Genomic DNA, 22,223 nt, shown 5'->3' with positions numbered 1-22,223 from the left:
CGGGCTCAGGGGGTCGGGTGCGCGGCGTCGTACCGGGAAAACTCGGGCACGAGCTTGGCCAGAACCCCCACGCCGAGGATGCAGGCGATCCCTCCGGAGATGATGGAGAAGGGGACGCTGGTCAGCGATCCCACGATCCCCGCTTCCAGGTCCCCCAGCGCCGGCCCGCTGGCGACGACCGCCAGCTCCATCCCGTTGAGGCGGCCGCGCAGCGCGTCGGGCGTCACCGACTGGGCGATGGCGTCCCTGAAGATCGCGCTCGTGAGATCGGCGGCGCCGGCGGCGGCGAGAAAGATCAGCATCGGCCACAGGGTGCGGGCGATCCCGAAGGCGGTGACGGCGGCGCCCCAGAGGACCACCGCGATCATGACCGCGCGTCCCTGGCGTCGGACGCGCCCCACACCTCCGCTCAGCAGCGTCGCCACGAACGCGCCGGCGTGCGGCGCCGCGTAGAGGAGCCCGAGGACTTCGGATCCGCCCCCCAGCCGCCGCGCCACCGCCGGGAACAGCGAGGTCGGCATTCCGAAGATCATCGCGTTCAGGTCGATCGTGAAGGTGGACTGCAGCACCTTGCGCCCTTTGAGGAAGCGCAGGCCCTCCCGGATCGACTCCAGCCCCGCCGGCGGGCTGCTGCTGTGCGGCGGAACGGGCGCAAGGGCGCCGAGGGTGGCCAGCGCGACGAGGAACGTCGCCGCATCGGCGAGATACGCCCCGGTCAGTCCGATCCGGGCGATCAGCACCCCGCCGAGGACCGGACCGACGAGCGCGCCGAAGCTGCGGGCGAGGCCGTTCAGGGCCAACGCGGCCGGCAGCCGGTCGAGCGGGAAGAACCGCGGGACCAGCGTGCCGAGGGCGGGGGAGGTCAGGGCGTCGAAGGCCGTGATGCACGCCGTCAGCGCGTACAGGACCCACAGCCGCTGGGTGGAGAGGTGCGCGTTCGCGGCGAGCGCGACCGAGCACGCGCTCAGCCCGGCGTGCAGCCACATCAGCAGCCGGCGCCGCTCGTACGCGTCGGCGATCGCGCCGCCGGCCAGCGACGCCGTCAGCAGCGGGATGAGCTGGCAGAGGGCCAGCAGCCCGACCGCGAGCGTGGAGCCGGTGAGCCGGTAGACTTGGTAGGGCAGCGCGATGCGGGTGATGTCGCTGCCGACCCCCGAGACCAACTGTCCCCACCAGAGCAGCCGAAACAGCCGAGACTCGCGGAACGGAGACAGGTCGATCGCCAGCCGCCGGAGGCGCGCCACCGGGCCGGAGGGAGCCCCCGCGGGGCCTCCGGCTACCACCGGGCCAGACGGATGATCGCCTCCCGGATTCGGTCGGCGCCGGGCAGGTAGGCTGCCTCGAGTTCGGGCGCGTAGGGGACCGGGACGTTCGGGGCCCCGATCCGGGCGATCGGGGCGTCGAGCGATCCGAAGAGGTGCTCGCCGATGTGGGCGGCGATCTCGGCGCCGATGCCGCCGCGGAGACGGTCTTCTTGGACGATGAGGACGCGGGTGGTGCGCTCGATCGACGCGCCGATCGTCTCGAGATCCAACGGGAGCAGTGTCCGCAGGTCGATCACCTCGGCGTCCACGCCCTCCGCCGCGGCCCGGTCGGCCGCCTCGCAGCAGCGGTGCACCATCATCCCGTAGGTGACCACGGTAAGGTCGCGACCGGGGCGGCGCACCGCGGCCTTGCCGAGGGGGGCCGGGGTGAGGCCTTCGTCGACGGGGCCCCGCTGCGACCGGTACAGCGCTTTGTGCTCCAGGTACAGCACGGGGTTCGGGTCGGCGATCGCGGCGAGCAGCAGCCCCTTCGCGTCGGCGGGGGTGGCGGGCATCACGATCTTCAGCCCGGGCGCGTGGAAGAAGTATGCCTCGATCGACTGCGAGTGGAACGGGCCGCCGTGCGTGCCGGCCCCGCAGGGGGCCCGGACGACGATCGGCACGCAGCCGCCGGCGCGGTAGGCGGAGGTCGCCGCGACGTTCACGATCTGGTTGAACGCGTTGGAGATGAAGTCGGCGAACTGCATCTCGGCGACGGGGCGCAGGCCGACGAGCGCGGCGCCGATCGATGCGCCGACGATCGCCGCCTCGCTGATCGGGGTGTCGATCACGCGGCGGGGACCGAACTCCTCGAGAAACCCCTTCGTGATCTTGAAGGCGCCGCCGTACGCGGCGATATCTTCGCCGAGGAGGATGACCGCCGGGTCTGCCCGCATCGCCAGGCGCAGGGCGTCGCTGATCGCCTCCAGATAGGTCATCACGGCCACGGCCGGTCCTCGCAGTAGACCCCACGCTCCACCTCCGCCGGATCGGGCGGGGGGCTCGCCTCCGCCCACGCCTGGGCGGCGTCCACCTCGGCCAGCGCCGCGGCGCGGACCGCTTCGAGGCTCCCGGCGCTGAGCGTCCCCGAGGCGAGCAGGGAGTGCTCCAGCCGCTCCACCGGATCCCGCCGTCGCCATTCCGCGATCAGAGCGGGGGGGACGTAGGAGGCGTCGTCGGCCTCGGAGTGGCCGCGGATGCGCATCGTCCGGCACTCGATGAACGACGCGCCCCCGCCCCCCCGAGCCCGCTCCACCGCGCGCTTGGCCGCCCCATGGACCGCGGCGACGTCGTTCCCGTCGACCGCGCAGGAGGCCAGACCGTACCCCGCCATCCGCTCGACGATCGGGCCGGCCACCTCCCGGGCGAGCGGGGTCGAGTATGCGAACTGGTTGTTCCAGCAGACGAGGACGAGCGGCAGCCGGAGGACGGCGGCGAGGTTCGCCCCCTCGTGAAACTCCCCCGCGGCGAGTGTGCCCTCGCCGAACAGGGTCATCGCCACCCGGGGCTCCTCGCGGATCGTGAAGCCGAGCGCCGCCCCCGCGGCCATGGGGATCGTGGCTCCGATATAGTCGGTGTGCAGGAGGATGCGCGGCCCGAGGCCCCCGATTTGGAGATTTCCACCGCGCCCCCGGCTGGGCGACCCGGTCCGCCCGAGAAAATTGGCGAAATAGTACCCGAGCGGCATCCCCAGCACCAATCGCGCGCCGAGATCGCGGTGCAGGGTGGAGGCCACGTCGTCCGGGCCGAGCGCGTACGCGGCGCCGACGGCGATGGCCTCGTGCCCGAACCCGGTGAAGCAGGCGCCGGCGATCGCCCCGCCGCGGTACAGCTTCACGATGCGATCCTCGGCCAATCGCTGCAGGAGCATGAACCGGTGCAGGCGGCACAGATCCTCCACGGCGAGATCGGGAGGAGCGTCAGGGCGCGGGTCTGCCATGCCGCTTACACTTCGGTGGCCCCGACCGCTCCCCCTCGCCTCGCGAGGGGCGGGATCGGCGGGCGGAGAAGTCTGAGCGGATCAGCGGCAGGGGAGGTGCAGCATGACGGATCGGTTCGGACGGTACGCGCACGTCCCGCCCGGCAGCGGCCGGGACCGGGGAGGTCCGTTCGCTGGGCGCGTCCCCCACCCCGCCGGCCGCGGGCGGCGGGGGCGGGCCTAGCGATGGCCCGCCATCTGGTCTGCCTGACGTTCGACTTCGACGCGCTCTCGATGTGGATCGCGCGCGGCATGACGACGCCGACCCCGATCTCGCGCGGCGAGTTTGGGGCGGTGGGGGCGGAGCGGATCCTCGCCCTGCTCCGGTCGTACCGGATCCGCAGTACCTGGTTCATCCCCGGCCACACCATCGAGACGTATCCCGAGATTTGCCGGCGGATCCACGTCGAGGGACACGAGATCGGCAATCACGGGTACCTGCACGAACCGCCCGCGACGCTCGACAGTCGAGAGCGCGAGGAGGCGGTGCTGCTTCGCGGGAACGCGGCGATCCTCGGGATCACCGGGAGCGGTGCGCGCGGATATCGATCGCCGTCCTGGGACCTCAGCCCCCACACGGTGGATCTGCTCGTGGCCCACGGGTTTCTCTACGACAGCAGCATGATGGCCCACGACTGCCTGCCCTACCGGGCGCGGCACGGGGACGTGCTGCCGGCGGACCGGCCCCCGCGGCTGGGGCCGGCGACCCCCCTGATCGAGATGCCGATCAGCTGGTCGCTCGACGACTACCCGTACTTCGAGTATTTCCGCAGCCCCACCCACCTGCAGCAGGGGTTGAGGCGGGCCGGGGACGCGCTGGAGAATTGGGTGGACGACTTTCGGTACATGGCGAAGACCGAGGAGTGGGGGGTGCTGACCTACACCTTTCACCCCCAGGTGGTCGGCCGGGGGCACCGGATGCTGGCCCTGGAGCGGCTGATCGAGGCCGTCGGGGAAATGGGCGCGGTGTTTGCCCGAATGGACGAGGTGGCGGCGGAGTACGCGGCGCGCGCGCCGCTGGGACGTTGATGGGGGCCGCACGCCGCGGGGCGGGGGTGATGGTCGTCCGGTGTGGATGGGCGGTGGGGAATCCGCTCGCGATCGGCTACCACGACCGCGAGTGGGGCGTGCCCGTTCGCGACGACCGCGTCCTCTTCGAGTTCCTGACGCTGGAAGGTGCCCAGGCGGGGCTGAGCTGGATGACGATCCTCGGGAAGCGCGACCGCTACCGCGCGGCGTTTGCCGGGTTTGATCCGGCGAAGGTGGCCCGGTTCGACGGGCGAAAGGTGCAGAGCCTGCTGCGAGATCCCGGACTGGTCCGCAATCGCCTGAAGATTGCGTCGGCCGTCGTAAACGCCCGGGCGATCGTCAAGATACAAGAGGAGACGGGGAGCCTCAGCGAGTATCTCTGGGGGTTCGTCGGCGGCCGCCCCATCACCAACGCCTGGCGAACGCCGCGTCAGGTCCCCGATCGGACCCCCCGATCCGTCGAGATGAGCAAGGACCTGAAGCGGCGGGGATTTGCCTTCGTCGGGCCCACCACCTGTTATGCGTTCATGCAAGCGGTCGGGATGGTCAACGATCATCTTGTGCGGTGCTTTCGGCACGGTCAGATCTGATGCTGTCGCTGCTGGTCCGGCGGGCCCAGATCGCCGACGGCGAGCCGGCGGTCGATATCGGCATTGCGGACGGCCGCATCGCCCGGATCTCGCCGGCGGCCCCCGCGGGCACCCCGGGGACCGCGGAACGGGTGATCGACGCCGCCGGGTGCGTCGCGCTGCCCGGGTTGATCGAGAGCCACATCCACCTCGACAAGGCGCTCTTGGAGCGCCGCCGCCCGAACCGATCGGGAACGCTGCGCGAGGCGCTCGAGGGGACGGCCGAGCTGAAGCGGGCCTTCACCTACGACGACGTCTACGCGCGCGCGACCCAAGTGCTGCGGTGGGCGATGTCCCGGGGCGTCACGCACCTGCGGTGCCACACCGAGATCGACCCGATCGTCGGCCTGCTCGGCTTCCGCGCCCTCTGCGACGTCCGGAAGGCGTTCCAGGGCCGGGTGGACCTTCAGATCGTCGCCTTTCCCCAGGAGGGGATCTTCCGGGCGCCGGGGACCGAGCGGCTCCTCCGGACCGCCCTCGAGTCCGGCGCGGACCTCTTGGGCGGGGTCCCGTACAACGATCGGGATCCGGGGGAGCACATCGAGCGCCTCTTCGGCCTGGCCCGAGAGTACGATGTCGACCTCGACCTGCACGTTGATTTCTCGGACAATCCCGCCGATCGCACGATCGCGACGATCGCCGACCTGGCGATCGCTTACCGGTACGAGGGGAGGGTCGCCGTCGGGCACCTCACCTCGCTCGGCGCCATGGCCCCACAGGAGGCGGGGGTTCTCATCGAGCGGATCCGGGCCGCCGGGATCCACGTGATCACGCTGCCGGCGACCGACCTCTACCTGAACGGCCGCGGGGGGGAGGGGCCGGCGCCCCGCGGCCTCACCCCCGTCCGGCGGCTGCTGGATGCCGGCGTGAACGTCTGCCTCAGCTCGAACAACGTGCGCAACGCGTTCACGCCGTTCGGGCGCGCCGACCCGCTGGAGATCGCCCTGCTCCTGGCCTACGCGGGACACATGGGCACGCCCACCGACCGCCTCCGGCTCCTGGCGATGGTGACGGTGAACCCGGCGCGCGCGCTGGGGCTCGCCGAGCGGTACGGTCTCCAGGTGGGGCGGGACGCCGATCTGGTGGTGCTGAGCTCGACCCGCTTGGACGAGGTCGTCGCCGATCAGCCCGAACGCCTCTGGGTCATCAAGCGGGGTCGGGTGGTGGTCGAGACGACCTCGACCGTGTGGCTGGACGAGCCGGCGAGTGCGGGAGGGGGATCGGCATGAGGCTGGCGGGAAAGGTCGCGTTGGTGACGGGGGGCGCCTCCGGGATCGGCAGGGCCACCGCGATCCGCTTCGCCCGGGAGGGCGCCCGGGTCGTTGTGGTGGACCGCGATCGGGCCGCCGGCGAAGAGATCGGACGCGGGCTCGCCGGCGCGGGGGGGCAGGGAGGCTTCATCAACGCCGACGTGGCGGTCGCCGCCGACTGCGAGCGCGCCGTGCGCGACTGCCGGGCGCGGTGCGGCGGGCTGGACATCCTCGTCAACAACGCCGGGATCGAGCTGGTGGCCCCGCTCGTCGAGACCGCGGAGGCCGATTGGGACCGCGTCCTCGGCGTGAACCTCAAGGGGATCTACCTGATGTCGCGCGCGGCGATCCCGATCCTCGCCGCGGGGGGCGGCGGCGTGATCATCAACACCGCTTCGCAGCTCGCGCTGGTGGGGGCGCGGAGCTTCGCGGCCTACACGGCCTCCAAAGGCGCGGCGCTCAACCTCACCCGCAGCATGGCGCTGGACTGCGCGCCGCTCGGGATCCGCGTGAACGCCCTGTGCCCTGGGGCGATCGATACCCCGCTGCTGCGGCGGCAGTTTGCGGGGGAGCGGCGCGGACCGCAGGGGACCCTCGACGACCTCGTCCGCCTCCACCCGCTGGGGCGCCTGGGACGGCCCGAGGAGGTGGCCGCGGCGGCCGTGTTCCTCGCCAGCGACGAATCCAGCTTCGTTACCGGCTCCGCCCTCGTCGTCGACGGGGGCTACACCGCGCAGTAGCGTCGGGCGGAGAGGGTCCTCCTCACCAGGCCGTGAACCCGCCGTCGATGTAGAGGCTCGCGCCGGTGACGAGCCGCGCCTCCTTCGAGGCGAGGAACAGCACCGCGCCGACGACATCCTCCGGCTCCCCGATCAGCTTGAGGGGGATGCGGCTCAGGCGTGACTGTCGGTTGGCTTCGTTCCGGATGTACCCGCGCGTCATGTCCGTCGCGATCAGCCCGGGGTTGACCTCGTTGACGTTGATCCCGTGTTCGGCGAGCTCGACGGCCATCTGCCTGGTCAGCATGCTCAGCCCGGCCTTGGCGACGCAGTAGTGCGTCAGCAGCGGTCCGGCGTTCCTGGAGCTGGTCGAGGCGATGTTGATGATCCGTCCCCGGATGCCGCGGTTGACCATCCGGCGTGCGACGGCCTGTCCCATCAGGAAGCAGGCGTCGAGGTCCGTGTGCAGCACCCAGTCCCATTCGTCCTTGGAGATCTCCAGGAAGGGAGTGCGTTTCAGCACGCCGGCGTTGTTGACGAGGATGTCGATCGGGCCGACGGCCGACTCCGCGTCGTCGAGGATGCGCTCGATGGAGGCCGGATCGGTCACGTCCCCCTGGACGGCGGCCGCCTTCCTCCCCCGGCGCGTAATCTCCGCCACGACCTCGGCCGCCGCGGCCGCATCTCCCCGGTAGTTGACCGCCACGTCGGCGCCGCATCGCGCGAGCCCTAATGCGATGCCGCGGCCGATGCTCCGGCTTCCGCCGGTGACGAGGGCGTGCCCCCCGTTCAACGCGTAGGTCGTGGTTGGCTCGCCCATACCCAGAGGGGCTACTCCGCGAGGGCGGGGCGGTCCTCCCGCCCGCGGCCGCGCCGCGATCAGTAGAGGTGCTCCCTATCGAAGACGTTCAGCAGGGCACTCCCCCCGATGTAGCGCCGCAGGTTCTCGCAGAAGAGGTCGGTCAGCTTGGCATTCTCCGTGGTCACGGTGCTCGCCGAGTGCGGGCTGATCAGGACGTTGGGGAGATCCCACAACGGGCTTTCCCTGGGGAGCGGTTCCTCGGCGGCGACGTCGAGCGCCGCCCCTCCGAGGTGCCCGGAGCGGAGGGCGGCGCTCATCGCCGGTTCATCCACGACGGCGCCGCGGGAGATGTTGATCAGGACGGCGCCGGGTTTCATCAGCGCCAGCTGTGCCGGGCCGATCAGCCTCTCGGTCAGCGGGGTCAGCGGGGCGCAGAGGACGAGGAAGTCGACCTCGCGGAGGAGTGCCGGGAGGTGGGACGGTGGGAGGACACGCTGCGCCTCGCCGTCCGTGGTCTCCGCCGTCGCCGTCCGCCTCGTCGCGATGACCCGCAGGCCCAGCGCGCGGCACGTGCGCGCCACCTCCCTGCCGACTCCGCCGAACCCGACGATTCCCACGGTGGCCCCTCGAAGTTCGGCCGCGCACGTGCGCTCCCACCGGTGGGCGGCCTGATCGCGGGCGATCCGCGGGCCGTTCTTGGCGAACCACAGCATCGACAGGAGGACGAACTCGGCGAGCGGGACGCCGTGAATGCCGCGGGCCGTCGTGAACGTGATCGGGGAGCGGATGAGCTCCGTGCGGACCAGATATTGGCCGATCCCCGCGCTTGTCGCCTGAATCCAGCGGACCTGCGGGGCCAGGTCCGCGAAGCCCTGGGGGGTCGTATAGTCGAAATCAAACAGCACTTCCGCCTGGCGGAGATACTCCCGCCAGCGCCGCTCCTCGCGTTCGCTCCGCCGAAGGGGTGCCCCGTGGTGGTCCATGGGATACCGCGGCCTGGGGAGCAGGGTCGGCTCGTAGATGACGCGGACCCCCTCCACCCGGGCGATCCGCTCCACGTATTCCTGCTCCAGGTAGGAAGCGATCAGCACCGTCCGCCGGGGTGCGGGTGCCGCCGGTGCGGCCATCAGCGGTCCACGGACTCGGGCCGGCCGCTGCGGAGCGATCGGTGCAGCGCCTCGATCACCCGCAGGTTGCCGACGGCGTCCCCGGGCGGAAGCGGCGCCGGGGCCCCCGAACCGGCCGCGCGGTCGAAGGCTTCGACCATCAGCTGGTACTGATCCACGCCGGGGATGACTTCCGCCGACCGGTCGCCCCCGCGGGTGAGGTGCACCTCCGCGTCCGCCGTGCCCGGCAGGAACGCAAACGGGACGGAGAGCCGGGCGTCGCTGCCCACCACCTCGTACATCTGACGGCGCGGCAGCGAGAGGCCGCAGTCGATGAGGGCCATCCGCCCGTCCGGGTACCTGAGCACCCCGCCGAGCTGGTCGTCCACGCCGTGCGCGCCGACGCGCCCGCAGGCAAACACGCCCTCCGGTTCTCCCAGGATCATGCGGCTGACGTTGACCGTGTAGCAGCCGACGTCGTAGAGCGCGCCGCCCGCCAGGGCCGGCTGGAGGCGGATGTTGCGCGGGTTGCTGACGTGGAAGGTGAACGCGGCGCGGACCAGCCGGACCTCCCCCAGGGTGCCGCCCGCCACCGCCCTCGCCACCCGCTCGGTGCGCGGATGGAACCGATACATGAAGGCTTCCATCAGCGTGACCCCGTGCTCGCGGCACGCGGCGATCATCTCCGTGCACTCCGCGGCCGTGGGCGCGAGCGGCTTCTCGCACAGGACGTGCTTGCCGGCTTCCGCGCACCGGATCGTCCATTCGCGGTGGAGGGAGTTCGGGAGCGGGATGTAAATGGCCTCGATCTCCGGGTCGGCCAGCAATGCCTCGTACGACCCGTGGGCGCGGGCGATCCCGAGGCCGCGCGCCGTTTCCTGAGCCCTGTCGGCGGTCCGGCTGGCGATGGCGTCGAGGGTGGCGTTGGCGGCATGCTGGATCGCGGGGATCACCGCCTTGACGGCGATGTTGGCGACACCCAGGACCCCCCAGCGGATCGTCTTCACGGGCACCCTCCTGTCGGTGGTTTCGAGCGGCCCCCCAGGTTCCCTCGGCTCAGAGACGCAGGCGGGGGTCGAGCGCGTCGCGCAGGCCGTCGCCCAGGAGATTGATGGAGAGGACGGCCAGCATGATGGCGATGCCGGGGAAGAAGGCCACCCACCAGGCGTGCTCGAGAAACTCGCGTCCCTCGGCCAGCATGTTTCCCCACTCCGGTGTGGGAGGGCGGATCCCCAGGCCGAGGAAGCTCAGCGCCGACCCGGTGATGATCGCCGCGGCGATCCCGAGCGTGGCGAGGACGGTCAGGGAGGCCATCACGTTCGGCAGAATGTGCCGGAAGATGATCGTGTGGTCGCGGCAGCCGACCACCCGCGCCGCGAGCACGAACTCCTGCTCCTTCAGGCTCAGCACCGCACCCCGGGTGACCCGTACGTAGTTGGGGATCGCGGAGATGCCCACCGCGATCATGAGGTTCTGCAGGCTGCTGCCGAGCGTGGCGATGATCGCCAGCGCGAGCAGGATCCCCGGAAACGCCAGCAGCAGATCGACCAGCCGCATGATGACGGCGTCCGTGCGCCGCCCGTAGTAGCCCGAGACCAGCCCCAACGTCACCCCGATGCAGGCGGCGATCCCCACGGAGACGAGGCCCACCGACAGCGAGAGCTGGCCCCCCCAGAGAACGCGGGACAGGATGTCGCGGCCGAACCGGTCGGTTCCCATCAGGTGGGCGGCGCTTGGAGGATCGAGGGGGAAGCGCTGGTTCGCCTTCACGGGATTGAACGGGCTGATCAGTGGCGCGAGGACCGCCGCCCCCCCGATCACCAGCAGCAGGATCCCCCCGACCACCGCGCTCGGGCTTCGTCCGATCCGCCGTCCCGTCTCGAGCGCCGGGTGGCGGCGCACCCGCGCGGAGGCCTGCGCCTCCCGGGGACGCGCCAGCGAGGTCTCATTCATTCGCGCTCGCTCCGTCCGGCAACCTCGATCCTCCTCCCGGTTTCGTGTCGATTATCCGTAGTGGATCCGAGGGTCGACGACCGCATACGATACGTCCACGAGGAGGTTGACCAGGACGTAGGCGACCGCCGCGAACAACACCGTCCCCTGGACCAGCGGGAAGTCCCGGGCGAGGATCGCATCGACGGCCAGCCGGCCGACCCCGGGGCGCGAGAAGATCGTCTCGGTGACGACGGCACCCCCCAGCAGCGCCCCCAGCTGCAGGCCGAGCATGGTGATCGTCGGGATGAGCGCGTTCTTCAGCGCGTGGCGCCACACCACGGCGCGCGGCGCCAGCCCCTTCGCCCGCGCGGTCACGATGAACTCCTGGCGGAGCACCGCCAGCATCCCGGACCTGACCAACCGGGCGAGGACCGCCGATGAGATCAGGCCCAGCGCCGTCGCCGGCATGATCAGGCGCTCCAGGCCGCCTTGGCCGGTGGCGGGGAGCCACCCCAGGGTGAATGAGAAAAAGAAGATCATCAGCAGGCTCAGATAAAACACCGGCATCGACACCCCGAGGATCGCGAACGCCATCGCCGCGGTGTCGACCCACGTGCCGTGCATCAGCGCGGCCACGACGCCGAGGGTGACCCCCGCCGCGGCGGCGATCGCGAGTGCCGCCAGCGTCAGCTCGGTCGTGCCGGGTACCACTTCCAGGATGCTGTCCAGCACGGGCCGCTGGCTGCGCAGCCCCCGTCCGAGATCGCCGCGGACGGCGTGGGTGGCGTAATCCCAGTACTGCACCCAGATCGGGCGGTCCAGCCCGAGTTGGTGGCGGATCTCCGCGGCCCGCTCCTCCGTCATCGGCTTGTCGCCGGCGAAAATCAGGACCGGATCGCCGGGGACCAGATGGAGCATCAGAAACGTCAGCACCGAGATGCCGATGAGGATCGGGATCAGCTGCAGGGCCCGCTGGACGATGTAGCGCACCATTGTGGGTTACCGGTTCGCCCGGCCGGACCGCCTCCATGGGCGGGGTCCGATTCCGGGCCGGCCGCAGCGGGGGCGGGCGGGGTGTCGCCCGCCCCGCCCCCGCGTGCCGCTATTTCTTGATCTGCACGTCGTACAACCACACGTAGGACGCCAGCGCGTCGATCGCGTCGCCCTGGACCTCGGCCCGTTTCGCATTGTAGGTGAGCGTATCGACGAGGGGGACGCAGACCGCGTCCCGCAGGACCCGCTGCTGGATTCGCGAGTACAGCCCGGCGCGGCGGGCCCGGTCGGTGGTGGCCGCCGCCTCCTCCAGCATCTTGTCGACCTCGGGGACTTGGTACCGCGCGCGGTTGAACGCGTTGATGTTCGCCGAGTGGAAGATCGTCCGCAGCACGTCCGGGTCTCCGTAGGAGAACCACATGAAATTGACGTCGTACCGGTTCTGCCGCACGATGTCCCGGAAGGCGGCGCGCTCGAGGGGCGTGACCTTGACGTCGATGCCGACATCCCGCAGGCTCGCCTGCACCGACTCCGCCATCGCCTTATCTCGCGGCCGGCTGATGATGGGAAAGTCGATCGTGAGCTTCTGGCCGCCCTTCTCGCGGATGCCGTCGGATCCGGCCTTCCAGCCGGCCTCGTCCAGGAGCTGCTTCGCCTTCGTCGGATCGAAGCTGTAAATCCTCTCGGTCGAGGGATCGTATCCAAAGGTCGGCCGCATCAGTGGGCTCCAGGCGACCCGCATGAGGCCGTGGAAGACCGATTTGTTCAATCCCTCTCGATCGACCCCGTACTCGATCGCGCGGCGGACGGCCAGGTCCGCGACCGGGGTCTTGGTCGTGACGTTCAAGAGCAGGACGAACCCCGAGCCGGGCTGGCCGCGCTCGATCACGACGAACCGCTTGTCGCTGCGCAGCGAATCGTACGCGAGCTGGTCGATGTCGTCGATGTACTGCGTTTCCCCCGACTTCAGCGTTCCGGTCCGCACCGAGCCTTCCGAGATGATCTTGAAGATCACCTGGTCGAGGTATGCCGCCCCCTGATGCTTGAACATCGACGACGCCCAGTTGTAGGCGGGGTTGCGGACGAGCGTGATATGATCCTTGGGGATCCACTCCTTGAACGTGAACGGCCCCGTGCCGACGGGGTGGCGGGCGAAATCCGCCAGGCCCATTTTCTTCACCGCGGTCGGCGAGACGATCCCGAGGTACCCGTTCAGGTTGGTGAGCAGCGGCGCGTAGCCGTCCTTCATCACGATTTTGGCGGTGTAGTCGTCGACGACTTCGGTGTGGTCGTACGGGCCGAGCTGATCGTGCGACTGGCCCGCCTTGGTCTCGGGGGCCACAACCCGGTCCATCGTGAACTTGACCGCCTCGGCCGTGAACGGGGTCCCGTCGTGGAACTTCACCCCCTTCCGCAGCCGGAAGGTGTAGGTCTTGGCGTCGGGCGAGACCTGCCACGACTCGGCGAGCGCCGGGAGGAACTTCCCGGGCGTGGGTTCCCAGACCAGCGGCTCGCAGATGTTGAGGGTCACCCGGATCGTGGAGTCGAAGTTGGTGACCTGCGGGTCCATCGTGTCGTCCAGGTCGAAGCCGAGCCCGTAGGTCAGCGTTCCCCCCCCGCCGGAAGCCGCGTCGGCCAGCCGGACCATCCCGCCCGCCGCCAGGCCGGCCGCCCCGGCCCAGGCGCCGGCCGCGGCGAGGAACTCCCGGCGCCCCAGCCGCCGGGACCGCTTCGCGTTGCTCCGTCTCCCAACACGGTCATCCGTGCTCATCGATTCATCCTCCTTTTGACCCCGATGTGGCCTCTGACCTAGACCAACGCGTGTGCCGTTCGCATCGCCGACGAGATCAACGCCACCGGCACCGAACCGTACCCCAGGACGTCGTCGTGGAAGCGGCGCAGATCGAACGCGTCAGGGCGCCGGGCCGCGAGCTCGCGCCGAAGCTCGTGGATGAGGCGGGTGCCGACCATGTACATCATCGCCGTCGCGGGGAACATGCTGTTCTTGATCGCTTCGGCCCGGGCCGCTCCCGGGGCGAGGCCGACACGCTCCTGGTAAAACGCCGCCGCCTCCTCCAGCGTGAAGGTTCCGTGGTGCAGGTTCACGTCGACGAAGGCCCGCGCCGCCTGCCTGAGGTGGGCGTGAACCTGGGCGCATTGTTCGAGCGGACTCAGAAAGCCGATCTCGTCCATCAGGTCGGTCGCGTAGCACGCCCACCCTTCCGCCATCGTGCCCCCGCAGAACATCGCGATCCGCAGCGCACAGTCAACCGCGGCCACCCGGCCGATCCGGGAGGCGGCGCGGTAGGCGTACCAGTTCTGGATGTGGTGGCCGATCCCTCCGTGATGGACGACGTGGTTCAGCTTGATCACGCTGTCGTTCACGGCGCGCAGGCGGCGGGCCTGTTCCTCGGACGGCATCTCCGGATCGAGCGGGGGCACCAGGTAGTCCACGACCGGCAGGCGGTCCAAAGGCGCCGGCGAGCGGTACGGGAGGAAGTAGAGGTACGGGGCGGCTCCGCGGGCCCAGGCGGGCTGGGGGCGGTAGTCGATGGGGTAGTCGGGCCAGGTGAGGAGGTGGTGGGCCAGCGCGGCCTCCCGCGCCGCCGTCCAGAGTTCGGAGAATCGGCCGTGGTAGGCGTCGGCCGCCGGGTGCCGGTCGGCGAGCTGGGCGAGGGCGTCGCGCCAGTCCCGGGCTCCAACCGCTCGGGCGCACGATGCGAGCTCCCCCTCGCACGCGGCAATCTGCTCCTCGGCGGCCGCGCGCACGGCGGCGGCGTCGATCTCGAGGAAGTGCCCGCGGCGCAGGTAGAGGGCGAAGGCCTCGCCGCCGCAGGCGTACGCCTCGCCTCCCCGGGGGCCGAGGTCCGTTTCCAGGAACGATTGGAACTCGGCGAAGGCCGCGGCGGCCGCCGCGGCGGTGGAGTGGAACTGTGGGTCCCGGATGCCGTGCTGCCGGATGAGGGCCTCGATGCCCGACTGGAAGAACGCGCGCGCGCCGATGCACTCCTGGATCGCCCGCTCGACCCAGCCCCGCGGGGCTTCGACGAGATTGGCCCGGCCCTGCGCGAGGAGCCGGGGAACCGCGGCCATCCGGGCGATCGCCGCGCCGACCCGCCGGGCGGGGGGGGCGAAGTCGCGCAAGAAGAGACCGATCACGCCGAACACGGCTTCGCCGGTGTAGAGGCAGGGGTTGCCGCGGTGGAAGTGGGGCGACGCGAACTCCCATTCCTGGATGTCCAGGAACCCCTCGGCCAGCGCCAGGTCCATCGCCTCGGCGTCCGTGAGCGGTCCGGGGGGCAGAGCGCGCAGCCGCTTCCGGATCGCCGCCATCTCTGCGCGGGTGTCGTCGACCCCGCGCGCGGAGAAATCGGGGAGGTGGTCGTCGTAGTCGTGCATCCCGATGAAGGTCGCGCTGACCGGGCGACGCCGGTAATAGGAGGCGAAGAAGTCGTCGAGGGCCGCGGGGCCGGCGGGGGGGCGTGTCATCGCCGGCTATCGCTCGAGCGGCAGGTCGACCCAGCGGCGCTCCCGGAAGGAGCGTTCGACGGCGTTGATCACTTCCTGGACCCGCGCGCCGTCCTCGAAGTTGCCCTGGTTGCGGCCGCCCCCATCCAGGATCTCGTCGATGAAATCCTTGATGAGGTTGGCGTAGAAGAGCGAGCGCCACGACTCCCTGGCGTGGCCGCCCGCCGGGTAAAATTCGGCCGGGATCTCCATGGGCCGGAACTCCACCTGGTCGGGGGTGGCGACCTTGATCGTTTCCGCAACCCCGCCTTCCTCGACCAGGCGGCAGATGATCGCGCCGCGGGTCCCGTAGATCCGTGCCTCGATCCCCGGGTAGTTGCCGATCGTCACGTAGCTCGTTTGGATCGACCCGACGGCCCCGTTCTGGTACTCGCCGATGTAGACCGCCCCGTCGTCGATGTTCATCCGCATCATCCGGCCGGTGGCGCGCACCATCCGTTCCGGGATGAAGTTCCGCATCGTGCCGACGACGCGCGCGTACCCGGCGCCCACCCACCAGTGACCGATGTCGATGATCGGCGCCCCGTACCCCTCGAGCGATGACACCCGCAGGATTGAGGGATCGGCGCCGGGATCCACCTGGCGGAGCGGGGTTTTTGGGTCCAGCCACTGCGAGTTCTGCTCGTACCCGTTGAAGATGAACGGGGTGCCGACGAACCCGCCGTCGATCAGCGACTTTGCGTACCGGACCCCCGGGCTGTAGCGGAACGTGAAGCCCAACTTGGTCAGGCGTCCCTGACGTTTGGCGAGGTCCGCCGCCCGGAGGGTGTCCCGGAAATCAAAGGCCACGGGCTTTTCGCAGAGGACGTGCTTCCCCGCCAGGAGCGCCGCGCGCGATAGTTCGTGGTGGGTGTGGGAGGGCGTCACGACGTCGATGACATCGAGGTCGGGCCGGTCGACGACCGCCTTCCAGTTGTCGCTGGGGTCCGGGATGTCGAAGTGCCGAGCGGCATCCTGCGCCTTGGCCGGGTCAACGTCGCAGACCGTCACGACACGGCAGCGCGGATCGCGCAGCCACCCGGGGATATGAGCGTGGCAGGCCCAAGCCCCCGCGCCGAGCACGCCGATCCTGAGCGGATGTGTAGTCATACGCCTCCTTTCTCTCCCCACCTCGCTCCCGCCTGCTCACAGGGACGGGGCACGCCCCCGGCGAAACCGGGCTGGGCCGGGTCCGCACCGATCCCGGCGCGAGCGGCCCGCCGTCCCGGTGGGGCGTTGAGGGTCGGCGCGGATCACCTTGGACGGGGATGCTCCTCATGGAGATCGAGCTCACCCGGAGGAGCGGACGATGCACGCAGCGCGTCTCGCGATTAAGGCACGGCGCATCATTGACGGCACCGGCCGCCCGCCGATCGAGCGGGGGGTGGTGCTGGTGGAGGGGGAGCGGATCACCGCGGTCGGCCGCGAGGCGGACCTCCCCATCCCGCAGGGGGCCGAGGTGATCGACTGCGGCGGGCAGACCCTCCTGCCGGGTTTTGTCGATGCCCATTCCCACGCCTCGATCGTCCCCGGCCTGGGGGACCAGATCGGCCAGCTCCGCCAGCCCCCGGTGCCGCAGCTGCTGCGGGCGATCCAGAACCTCCGCCTCGACCTGCGGTCCGGCGTGACTACGATGCGGGTGGTGGGCGAGGAGCACTTCATCGACGTCGACCTGCGCGGAGCCATCGCCGCGGGAACGCTCCCCGGCCCGCGGCTCCTGGTCGCGACCCGGCCGATCACCGCCCGCAACGGGCACGGTGCCGCGCTGACGTACTCCGACGGGGAGGACGAGATTCGCAAGCGTATCCGGGAAAACGTGGCCAGAGGCGCCGACCTCATCAAGCTCTTCATGACGGGCGGCACTTCGAGCAAGGGAACGTCCACCCGCTGGTACGCCTACACCCCCCACGAGGTCCAGGTGGCGGTGGAGGAGGCGCACCGGAACAACAAGCCCATCGCCGTCCACGCCCACGGAGGTCCCGGGGTGAAGATCTGCATCGACGCAGGGGTCGACACGATCGAACACGGCAAGCTGTGCGACCCGGACGACTTCGTGGCCATGCGCAAGCGCGGCACATGGCTGGTGACCAACAACGCGGTGAGCGGCCATCCCGACGGCATCGAGAAGGGGGATGCTCACGAGCCGTCGATCATGGCCAAGCTCAAGGAAGCGCGCGCGAGGTCTCAGGAGACCTTCCGGTCTGTGCTCGAGAGCGGCGTCCGGTGGGCGCTCGGCACCGATTCGATGCACGGCCTGATGTGGTGGGAGATCGCCCAGGTCGTCGAATGGGGAGCGGACCGGCACGATGCGATTCAGGCCGCCACCCGCCGTGCCGCCGAGGCGATCGGGCTGGCGAACGAGGTGGGGACTCTCGAGCCCGGGAAGTTGGCCGACGTGATCAGCGTGGACGCCAACCCGCTCGAGGATATCAGCTCCCTGCGGCGTGTCGGGCTGATCCTTCAAGGCGGCCGCCGCCGGGATACGCTGTCGGCCGAATAGCGCCGGGGACGGGCCGCGCCCGGCGCGGTTGCCAGCCTGGGGTTCGGCCGGGCACCGGCCGTCTGCTCGTCCTCCGGCGAATCGGCCGCGGTGGGAGGGGAACACGGTGAAGATCGTCTCAACCGAGGCTCGCTGCTACCGGGTGCCGCTGCCGGCACCATGGGGAAGCGCGACGCATCGCATCACGCATCACGAGCTCATCATCACGCGGGTGGCGACCGATGCCAAACTCGGCGGGGTCGGCTGGGCCTACACGATCGGGACCGGCGGCACCGCAGTCGCGGCGCTGCTCTCGGACTACCTGCTGCCCATGATCGACGGACGCGACCCCGCGCCGATCGGCCGGATCTGGCACGAACTCTGGCAGGGCACGCATGATGCCGCCGGCGGGATCGCCCGGTTGGCCCTGGCCTCGCTGGACATCGCGCTGTGGGACCTCGCCGCCCGGGCCGCCGCCCGGCCGCTGGCTGAGGTGCTCGGCGGCCGGGTGCAGCCCGTGGTCGCCTACGGCAGCGGGGTCAACCTCCACCTGCCGCTCCCCGAGTTGCGCGCGCAGGTCGAGGGCTGGCAGCGGCGCGGGTATCAGGCGTTTAAGATGAAGGTCGGGTCGGACGATCCGGACGCGGACGTGGAACGCGTGCGGGCGGTACGTGAGCAGGTTGGCCCACGCGCCCGGCTGATGGTTGACGCCAACCAAAAGTGGACGGCGGCGGAGGCGGTGCGGCGGGTCAGGATGCTCGAGCCCTTCGCCCCGCACTGGATCGAGGAGCCGGTGCTCGCGGACGACGTCCCAGGAAACGCCTGGGTGAAAGCGCACGTGCCTCTGCCCGTGGCCCTCGGCGAGAACGTTCACAGCACGTATCAGTTTGCCGAGTACGTGCGCCAGTCGGCGGTCGACATCGTGCAGCCCGACGTGGCACGGGTGGGGGGCATCACCGAGTGGATGAAGATTGCCCACCTGGCCGAGAGCCACAACCTCCTCGTCTCCGGGCACCTGATGGCCGAGATCTCCTGCCACCTCCACTGCGCCGTGTCGAACGCCACGGTCCTCGAAGACGTCGATGGGGGCAGCCTGGCGGACCTGGGGGTGCTCCGGACGCCGCTGCGGGCCGAGCGGGGATGCCTGACCCCCCCATCGGTCCCGGGCCATGGGGTGGAGTTCGACTGGGACGCGCTGCGGCGGTACGAGGTCAGACCGGGAGCCGGGGCGCCCGCCGCCGCGTCGCGGCCCGCGCGCGCCTAGGGCCGCTGCCGTGGCGCCGGCGATGGAAGTGACCTGCTATGGCGCGGTGCGCACCGTGACGGGATCGATGCACCTGGTCGAGACGTCCGGGGTCCGTCTGCTGCTCGACTGCGGGCTGTTTCAGGGGCGGCGGGATGAGGCCTACGAGGTGAACGCCCATCTCCCGTTTCCACCGTCCAGCATCGACGCCGTGGTCCTTTCTCACGCGCATCTCGACCACTGCGGCAACCTTCCCACCCTCGTCAGCCAAGGGTTCTCCGGTCCGATCTACTGCACGCCGGCGACGCGGGATCTTGCGGGGCTGATCCTCCGCGACAGCGCGAAGGTTCAGCACCAGGACGCGGTGTTTCTCGCGAAGCGGGGGCGCACCGGTGGGAAACCGTCCTCCCCACCGCTGTACAGCGCCGAAGAGGCGGAGGCGGCGATCGGCCACCTCGTGGGGGTCCCCTACGGGCGGGCGTTTCCGATCGGGGGCGCGACGGTCACCTTTCGCGACGCCGGGCACATCCTCGGGTCGGCGGTGACGAGCATCGAGGCCGCGGGACGCACGCTCGGGTTCACGGGCGATCTCGGACGTCCGGGGGCACCCATCCTCCGCGACCCCGAGCCGCTGCCGGCCGTCGATGTCCTGCTGATGGAATCGACCTACGGAACCCGCCGGCACCCCCCGATCGCCGAAGGCGAGCGCAAGCTGGGCGAGATCGTCAGCGAGACCGTCGCCGGCGGCGGCAAGGTTCTCATCCCGTCGTTCGCCGTCGGGCGCGCCCAGGACATCACCTACGCGCTCCACCGGCTGCGCGAAACCGGCCGGGTGCCCGCGGTGGCGACCTACGTCGACAGCCCCATGGCGGTGGACGCGACCGAGATCTTCCGGCTCCATCCGGAGTGCTTTGACGACGAAGTCCGAACGCACTTGGAGTGGCAGGATCCCTTCGGGTTCAAGGGGCTCAGCTACCTGCGGTCGGCGGAGGAGTCGAAGACGCTGAACACCAAAGCCGAGTCGTTCCTCGTGATCGCCACCTCGGGGATGTGCGAGTCCGGGCGGATCCTCCAGCATCTCCGCCATCACATTGCCGACCCCAGATCCGTGCTGCTCATCGTGGGGTTCCAGGCGGCGAACACCCTCGGCCGCCGTCTCGTCGACGGCGTCTCGCCGGTGCGGGTCTACGGGGAACCCTTTGACGTCCGGCTGCGGGTCGCGGTCCTGGCGGCATTCAGCGCCCATGCCGACGGAGCCGAGTTGGTGGAGTGGGTGCAGCGGGTGCCGAAGGTCGGGAGGGTGTACTGCGTGCACGGGGAGGAGGGTGAGGCGGCCGGGCTGGCCGGCGTGCTCTCCGCGCGCGGGATCCCCACCGAGATCCCCCCCCGCGGCCAGCCGATCACGGTCTGAGGCGCCGCTCGGGACGGTGTGTACCGTTCCGCACGGCTTCGCCTCCGCTCGCGCCGCTCCCCCTTCGACAGCGTCCCTCCGGGGGAGTTGCGCGGTGAACCCGACGGCCGCAGCGACCTGCGAACGGTCGCTGCGGCCGGGACCCGCAAGGGGTCGGCGCGGTCAGGCCGCGCCGTCGATCCGGACGATCCGCTGAGTTAGGAGCCCAGGGCCTGGAGCGCGGCCTTCAGGTAGTCGGACACCACCTTCGCCCAGGGCTGGACCTCGTTGACGTCGTTCTTCGCGATGCCTTGCTTGGCGAGGGTCCAGGCGAGCATGGCCTGCTTCATTGCCTCGTCGGCCCCTGGAACCTTCGCCGCCACCTGGGCCTTCAGATCGGGGATGATGCCGTTGCCCATCCCCTGGCACGGGTAGCCGGCGGAGGTCTGGAAGTCCGCGCCGTTCGGACCCTCCAGGCAGTTGATCACGTGCTGCAGGTGCAACTTCGCGGCCGCAACCGCGTTGCCCCGCTGGGCCAGTTCGCTGGAGTGAAAGATGGCGGTCTGCAGTTCCTTCTTCACGTCCCCGCCCATCATCGCCGCGCCTGTCGGCGGAGCGGCGTACAGGAGCGCGCAGGCGATCCCGATCAACCCTGCCACGATGTTTCTCATAGGTGCTCCCTCCCCACGAATGAAGCCTGTGAGCTCGTGCCTCCCATCATCGGGGATTTCTGTAACGAATATATGTTGGCCGCGTTGTGGACGAGCAGGATCCCTTCCCGGCATTCGCGAAGGGGGGGCAAACGTCCACCCGCCCGTCGAGACCATCCCGGTCGGATCCAACGCCGACCGGCAGGTGATGATTGTCCGTGGTTAGCTTCCGCTGGCCGGTCTTCCTCTGGGGGCTCCTCGTCGTCCCGTTTGCCGCGGCGGCGTATCTGTGGCTGCTGCGCCTCCGCCCCCCCTCCGCGATTAGGTTTCCACGCCTCGATGTCGCGGTCCTGGCGATGGGGACCCGCCGTCGCCTTCGCCGCCATATCCCTCCGGCCGCGTTTCTGCTGGCGCTCGCCGTCGTCGCCTTCGCCGTGTCGCGGCCGGTCGTCCCCATCCAGATCCCGACCGACCAGTCGGCGATCATGCTCGCCATCGACGTGAGCGGCAGCATGCTGTCCCGGGACGTGACCCCCACGCGTCTGGCGGCCGCCCAGGCGGCGGCCAAGGCATTTGTCGCCGCGCTGCCGGGGCACATCCGGATCGGGCTGGTCACGTTTGCGGGCAACGCCGTCCTGCACCTCCTGCCCACCGATGATCACCAGCGGGTGCAGGAAGCGATCGCGGGGATCAGCCTGAGGCACCGGACCGCGATCGGCGATGGCCTGATGGAGGCGGTCGCCGCCCTTCCCGGGCGCGTCCGCCCGCTGCCCGACGGCACCATTCCTCCACGACCGCCCGGCCCCCGGCCTCCCGGCATCGTCGTCCTCATGTCGGACGGGCAGAACAACGCCGGGATGGACCCGCTCGCGGCGGCGGACCTGGCCCGGCTCGAGGAGGTGACGGTGTATACCGTCGGCATCGGCCAGCCGATCACCCCCGACAACCGTTGGATGGTCGGCGGCCCGCTGGACGAAGAAACCCTGCGCGCGGTGGCGCACCGGACCGGCGGCGAGTACTTTCATCCCACGTCCGCCGGGGCGCTGCGCGCGGTTTATCGCACGCTCGCCCGCAGCGTGGGGTGGGAATCGCAGCCGGTTGAGATCACCGGCCTCGTCGCCGCGCTGGGGGCTCTTCTCCTGATCGTCGCCCTCGTTGGCTCGTGGCGGCTGCAGCCGCTGCGGTGAGCCCCGCAAGGAGTTTGAGGGC

General features: G+C 70.5%; 20 protein-coding genes. 8 read left to right on the top strand and 12 right to left on the bottom strand.

Annotation, left to right across the window (positions count from 1 at the left end; all coding sequences use genetic code 11):
* Positions 1 to 5: 5 nt before the first annotated feature.
* The 3 genes from VKV57_10565 to VKV57_10555 are packed head-to-tail and all read right to left on the bottom strand — an operon-like array spanning position 6 to position 3,243.
* Positions 6 to 1,244, bottom strand: a complete 1,239-nt coding sequence (locus VKV57_10565; protein HLW60349.1) for an MFS transporter — start codon at positions 1,242 to 1,244, stop codon at positions 6 to 8.
* A gap of 32 nt (positions 1,245 to 1,276) precedes the next feature.
* Positions 1,277 to 2,242, bottom strand: a complete 966-nt coding sequence (locus VKV57_10560; GenBank protein ID HLW60348.1) for an alpha-ketoacid dehydrogenase subunit beta — start codon at positions 2,240 to 2,242, stop codon at positions 1,277 to 1,279.
* On the bottom strand, positions 2,242 to 3,243 hold the full coding sequence (locus VKV57_10555; protein ID HLW60347.1) for a thiamine pyrophosphate-dependent dehydrogenase E1 component subunit alpha: 1,002 nt from the start codon (positions 3,241 to 3,243) through the stop codon (positions 2,242 to 2,244). The genes VKV57_10560 and VKV57_10555 overlap by 1 nt, the downstream gene beginning before the upstream one ends.
* 225 nt (positions 3,244 to 3,468) lie before the next feature.
* Here VKV57_10555 and VKV57_10550 point away from each other — a divergent pair, with 225 nt between their 5' ends.
* From VKV57_10550 to VKV57_10535, 4 genes are read left to right on the top strand one after another with little or no spacing between them, the layout of a single operon-like run.
* A complete protein-coding gene (locus tag VKV57_10550; protein HLW60346.1) occupies positions 3,469 to 4,311 on the top strand; it encodes a polysaccharide deacetylase in 843 nt (280 codons plus the stop codon).
* On the top strand, positions 4,311 to 4,901 hold the full coding sequence (locus VKV57_10545) for a DNA-3-methyladenine glycosylase I (GenBank protein HLW60345.1): 591 nt from the start codon (positions 4,311 to 4,313) through the stop codon (positions 4,899 to 4,901). Before VKV57_10550 ends, VKV57_10545 begins: the two co-directional genes overlap by 1 nt.
* A complete protein-coding gene (locus VKV57_10540; GenBank protein ID HLW60344.1) occupies positions 4,901 to 6,169 on the top strand; it encodes an amidohydrolase family protein in 1,269 nt (422 codons plus the stop codon). Before VKV57_10545 ends, VKV57_10540 begins: the two co-directional genes overlap by 1 nt.
* Entirely contained in the window at positions 6,166 to 6,930 is a 765-nt protein-coding gene (locus VKV57_10535; protein HLW60343.1) for a glucose 1-dehydrogenase, read from the top strand. The genes VKV57_10540 and VKV57_10535 overlap by 4 nt, the downstream gene beginning before the upstream one ends.
* Positions 6,931 to 6,952: 22 nt before the next feature.
* Here the strand turns inward: VKV57_10535 and VKV57_10530 are convergent, their stop codons facing one another.
* The 8 genes from VKV57_10530 to VKV57_10495 all read right to left on the bottom strand — a co-directional run bounded on the left by VKV57_10530 (position 6,953) and on the right by VKV57_10495 (position 16,362).
* On the bottom strand, positions 6,953 to 7,729 hold the full coding sequence (locus VKV57_10530; protein ID HLW60342.1) for a 3-oxoacyl-ACP reductase family protein: 777 nt from the start codon (positions 7,727 to 7,729) through the stop codon (positions 6,953 to 6,955).
* A 59-nt stretch (positions 7,730 to 7,788) separates the two neighbouring features.
* Positions 7,789 to 8,838, bottom strand: coding sequence for a D-2-hydroxyacid dehydrogenase (locus VKV57_10525; protein ID HLW60341.1), 1,050 nt, complete (start codon positions 8,836 to 8,838; stop codon positions 7,789 to 7,791).
* Complete coding sequence (locus tag VKV57_10520) at positions 8,838 to 9,824, bottom strand: Gfo/Idh/MocA family oxidoreductase (GenBank protein HLW60340.1); 987 nt, start codon at positions 9,822 to 9,824, stop codon at positions 8,838 to 8,840. Before VKV57_10520 ends, VKV57_10525 begins: the two co-directional genes overlap by 1 nt.
* A gap of 49 nt (positions 9,825 to 9,873) precedes the next feature.
* Positions 9,874 to 10,770 carry an ABC transporter permease gene (locus VKV57_10515; GenBank protein HLW60339.1) on the bottom strand — a complete coding sequence of 299 codons (897 nt, stop codon included), beginning with the start codon at positions 10,768 to 10,770 and terminating at the stop codon, positions 9,874 to 9,876.
* A 51-nt stretch (positions 10,771 to 10,821) separates the two neighbouring features.
* Positions 10,822 to 11,745, bottom strand: coding sequence for an ABC transporter permease (locus VKV57_10510; protein ID HLW60338.1), 924 nt, complete (start codon positions 11,743 to 11,745; stop codon positions 10,822 to 10,824).
* Between the two features lie 109 nt (positions 11,746 to 11,854).
* A complete protein-coding gene (locus VKV57_10505) occupies positions 11,855 to 13,516 on the bottom strand; it encodes an ABC transporter substrate-binding protein (GenBank protein HLW60337.1) in 1,662 nt (553 codons plus the stop codon).
* Between the two features lie 38 nt (positions 13,517 to 13,554).
* Positions 13,555 to 15,234, bottom strand: a complete 1,680-nt coding sequence (locus VKV57_10500; protein ID HLW60336.1) for a DUF885 domain-containing protein — start codon at positions 15,232 to 15,234, stop codon at positions 13,555 to 13,557.
* A gap of 6 nt (positions 15,235 to 15,240) precedes the next feature.
* Positions 15,241 to 16,362: a Gfo/Idh/MocA family oxidoreductase gene (locus VKV57_10495; protein ID HLW60335.1), complete on the bottom strand. Its 1,122-nt coding sequence runs from the start codon at positions 16,360 to 16,362 to the stop codon at positions 15,241 to 15,243.
* A gap of 199 nt (positions 16,363 to 16,561) precedes the next feature.
* Between VKV57_10495 and VKV57_10490 the strand changes: the two genes are divergently transcribed.
* From VKV57_10490 to VKV57_10480, 3 genes are all read left to right on the top strand, one after another.
* The gene (locus tag VKV57_10490) at positions 16,562 to 17,752 is read left to right on the top strand and encodes an amidohydrolase family protein (protein ID HLW60334.1); all 1,191 of its coding nucleotides are present in this window, start codon (positions 16,562 to 16,564) and stop codon (positions 17,750 to 17,752) included.
* A 106-nt stretch (positions 17,753 to 17,858) separates the two neighbouring features.
* Positions 17,859 to 18,995 (top strand): mandelate racemase/muconate lactonizing enzyme family protein, encoded by a 1,137-nt coding sequence (locus VKV57_10485; protein ID HLW60333.1) that lies wholly within the window; start codon positions 17,859 to 17,861, stop codon positions 18,993 to 18,995.
* Between the two features lie 22 nt (positions 18,996 to 19,017).
* Complete coding sequence (locus VKV57_10480) at positions 19,018 to 20,385, top strand: MBL fold metallo-hydrolase (protein ID HLW60332.1); 1,368 nt, start codon at positions 19,018 to 19,020, stop codon at positions 20,383 to 20,385.
* A 197-nt stretch (positions 20,386 to 20,582) separates the two neighbouring features.
* Here VKV57_10480 and VKV57_10475 read toward each other — a convergent pair whose 3' ends face one another.
* A complete protein-coding gene (locus tag VKV57_10475; protein ID HLW60331.1) occupies positions 20,583 to 21,035 on the bottom strand; it encodes a hypothetical protein in 453 nt (150 codons plus the stop codon).
* A gap of 197 nt (positions 21,036 to 21,232) precedes the next feature.
* Between VKV57_10475 and VKV57_10470 the strand changes: the two genes are divergently transcribed.
* Entirely contained in the window at positions 21,233 to 22,201 is a 969-nt protein-coding gene (locus VKV57_10470) for a VWA domain-containing protein (GenBank protein HLW60330.1), read from the top strand.
* The last annotated feature ends 22 nt before the right edge of the window (positions 22,202 to 22,223 follow it).

Source organism: bacterium (assembly GCA_035307765.1).
GTDB lineage: Bacteria > Sysuimicrobiota > Sysuimicrobiia > Sysuimicrobiales > Segetimicrobiaceae > Segetimicrobium.
Note: the sequence above shows the minus strand (reverse complement) of the source record. Positions and strands in the feature narration are given on the sequence as shown.

Bases quoted from the DNA above. Each gene is read 5' to 3' on its own strand.
- VKV57_10490 (HLW60334.1), top strand. From the start codon at position 16,562: ATGCACGCAGCGCGTCTCGCGATTAAGGCACGGCGCATCATTGACGGC.
- VKV57_10525 (HLW60341.1), bottom strand. From the start codon at position 8,838: ATGGCCGCACCGGCGGCACCCGCACCCCGGCGGACGGTGCTGATCGCT.
- VKV57_10535 (HLW60343.1), top strand. From the start codon at position 6,166: ATGAGGCTGGCGGGAAAGGTCGCGTTGGTGACGGGGGGCGCCTCCGGG.
- VKV57_10550 (HLW60346.1), top strand. From the start codon at position 3,469: ATGGCCCGCCATCTGGTCTGCCTGACGTTCGACTTCGACGCGCTCTCG.
- VKV57_10505 (HLW60337.1), bottom strand. From the start codon at position 13,516: ATGAGCACGGATGACCGTGTTGGGAGACGGAGCAACGCGAAGCGGTCC.
- VKV57_10560 (HLW60348.1), bottom strand. From the start codon at position 2,242: ATGACCTATCTGGAGGCGATCAGCGACGCCCTGCGCCTGGCGATGCGG.
- VKV57_10500 (HLW60336.1), bottom strand. From the start codon at position 15,234: ATGACACGCCCCCCCGCCGGCCCCGCGGCCCTCGACGACTTCTTCGCC.
- VKV57_10555 (HLW60347.1), bottom strand. From the start codon at position 3,243: ATGGCAGACCCGCGCCCTGACGCTCCTCCCGATCTCGCCGTGGAGGAT.
- VKV57_10475 (HLW60331.1), bottom strand. From the start codon at position 21,035: ATGAGAAACATCGTGGCAGGGTTGATCGGGATCGCCTGCGCGCTCCTG.
- VKV57_10515 (HLW60339.1), bottom strand. From the start codon at position 10,770: ATGAATGAGACCTCGCTGGCGCGTCCCCGGGAGGCGCAGGCCTCCGCG.
- VKV57_10510 (HLW60338.1), bottom strand. From the start codon at position 11,745: ATGGTGCGCTACATCGTCCAGCGGGCCCTGCAGCTGATCCCGATCCTC.
- VKV57_10495 (HLW60335.1), bottom strand. From the start codon at position 16,362: ATGACTACACATCCGCTCAGGATCGGCGTGCTCGGCGCGGGGGCTTGG.
- VKV57_10530 (HLW60342.1), bottom strand. From the start codon at position 7,729: ATGGGCGAGCCAACCACGACCTACGCGTTGAACGGGGGGCACGCCCTC.
- VKV57_10545 (HLW60345.1), top strand. From the start codon at position 4,311: ATGGGGGCCGCACGCCGCGGGGCGGGGGTGATGGTCGTCCGGTGTGGA.
- VKV57_10480 (HLW60332.1), top strand. From the start codon at position 19,018: ATGGAAGTGACCTGCTATGGCGCGGTGCGCACCGTGACGGGATCGATG.
- VKV57_10540 (HLW60344.1), top strand. From the start codon at position 4,901: ATGCTGTCGCTGCTGGTCCGGCGGGCCCAGATCGCCGACGGCGAGCCG.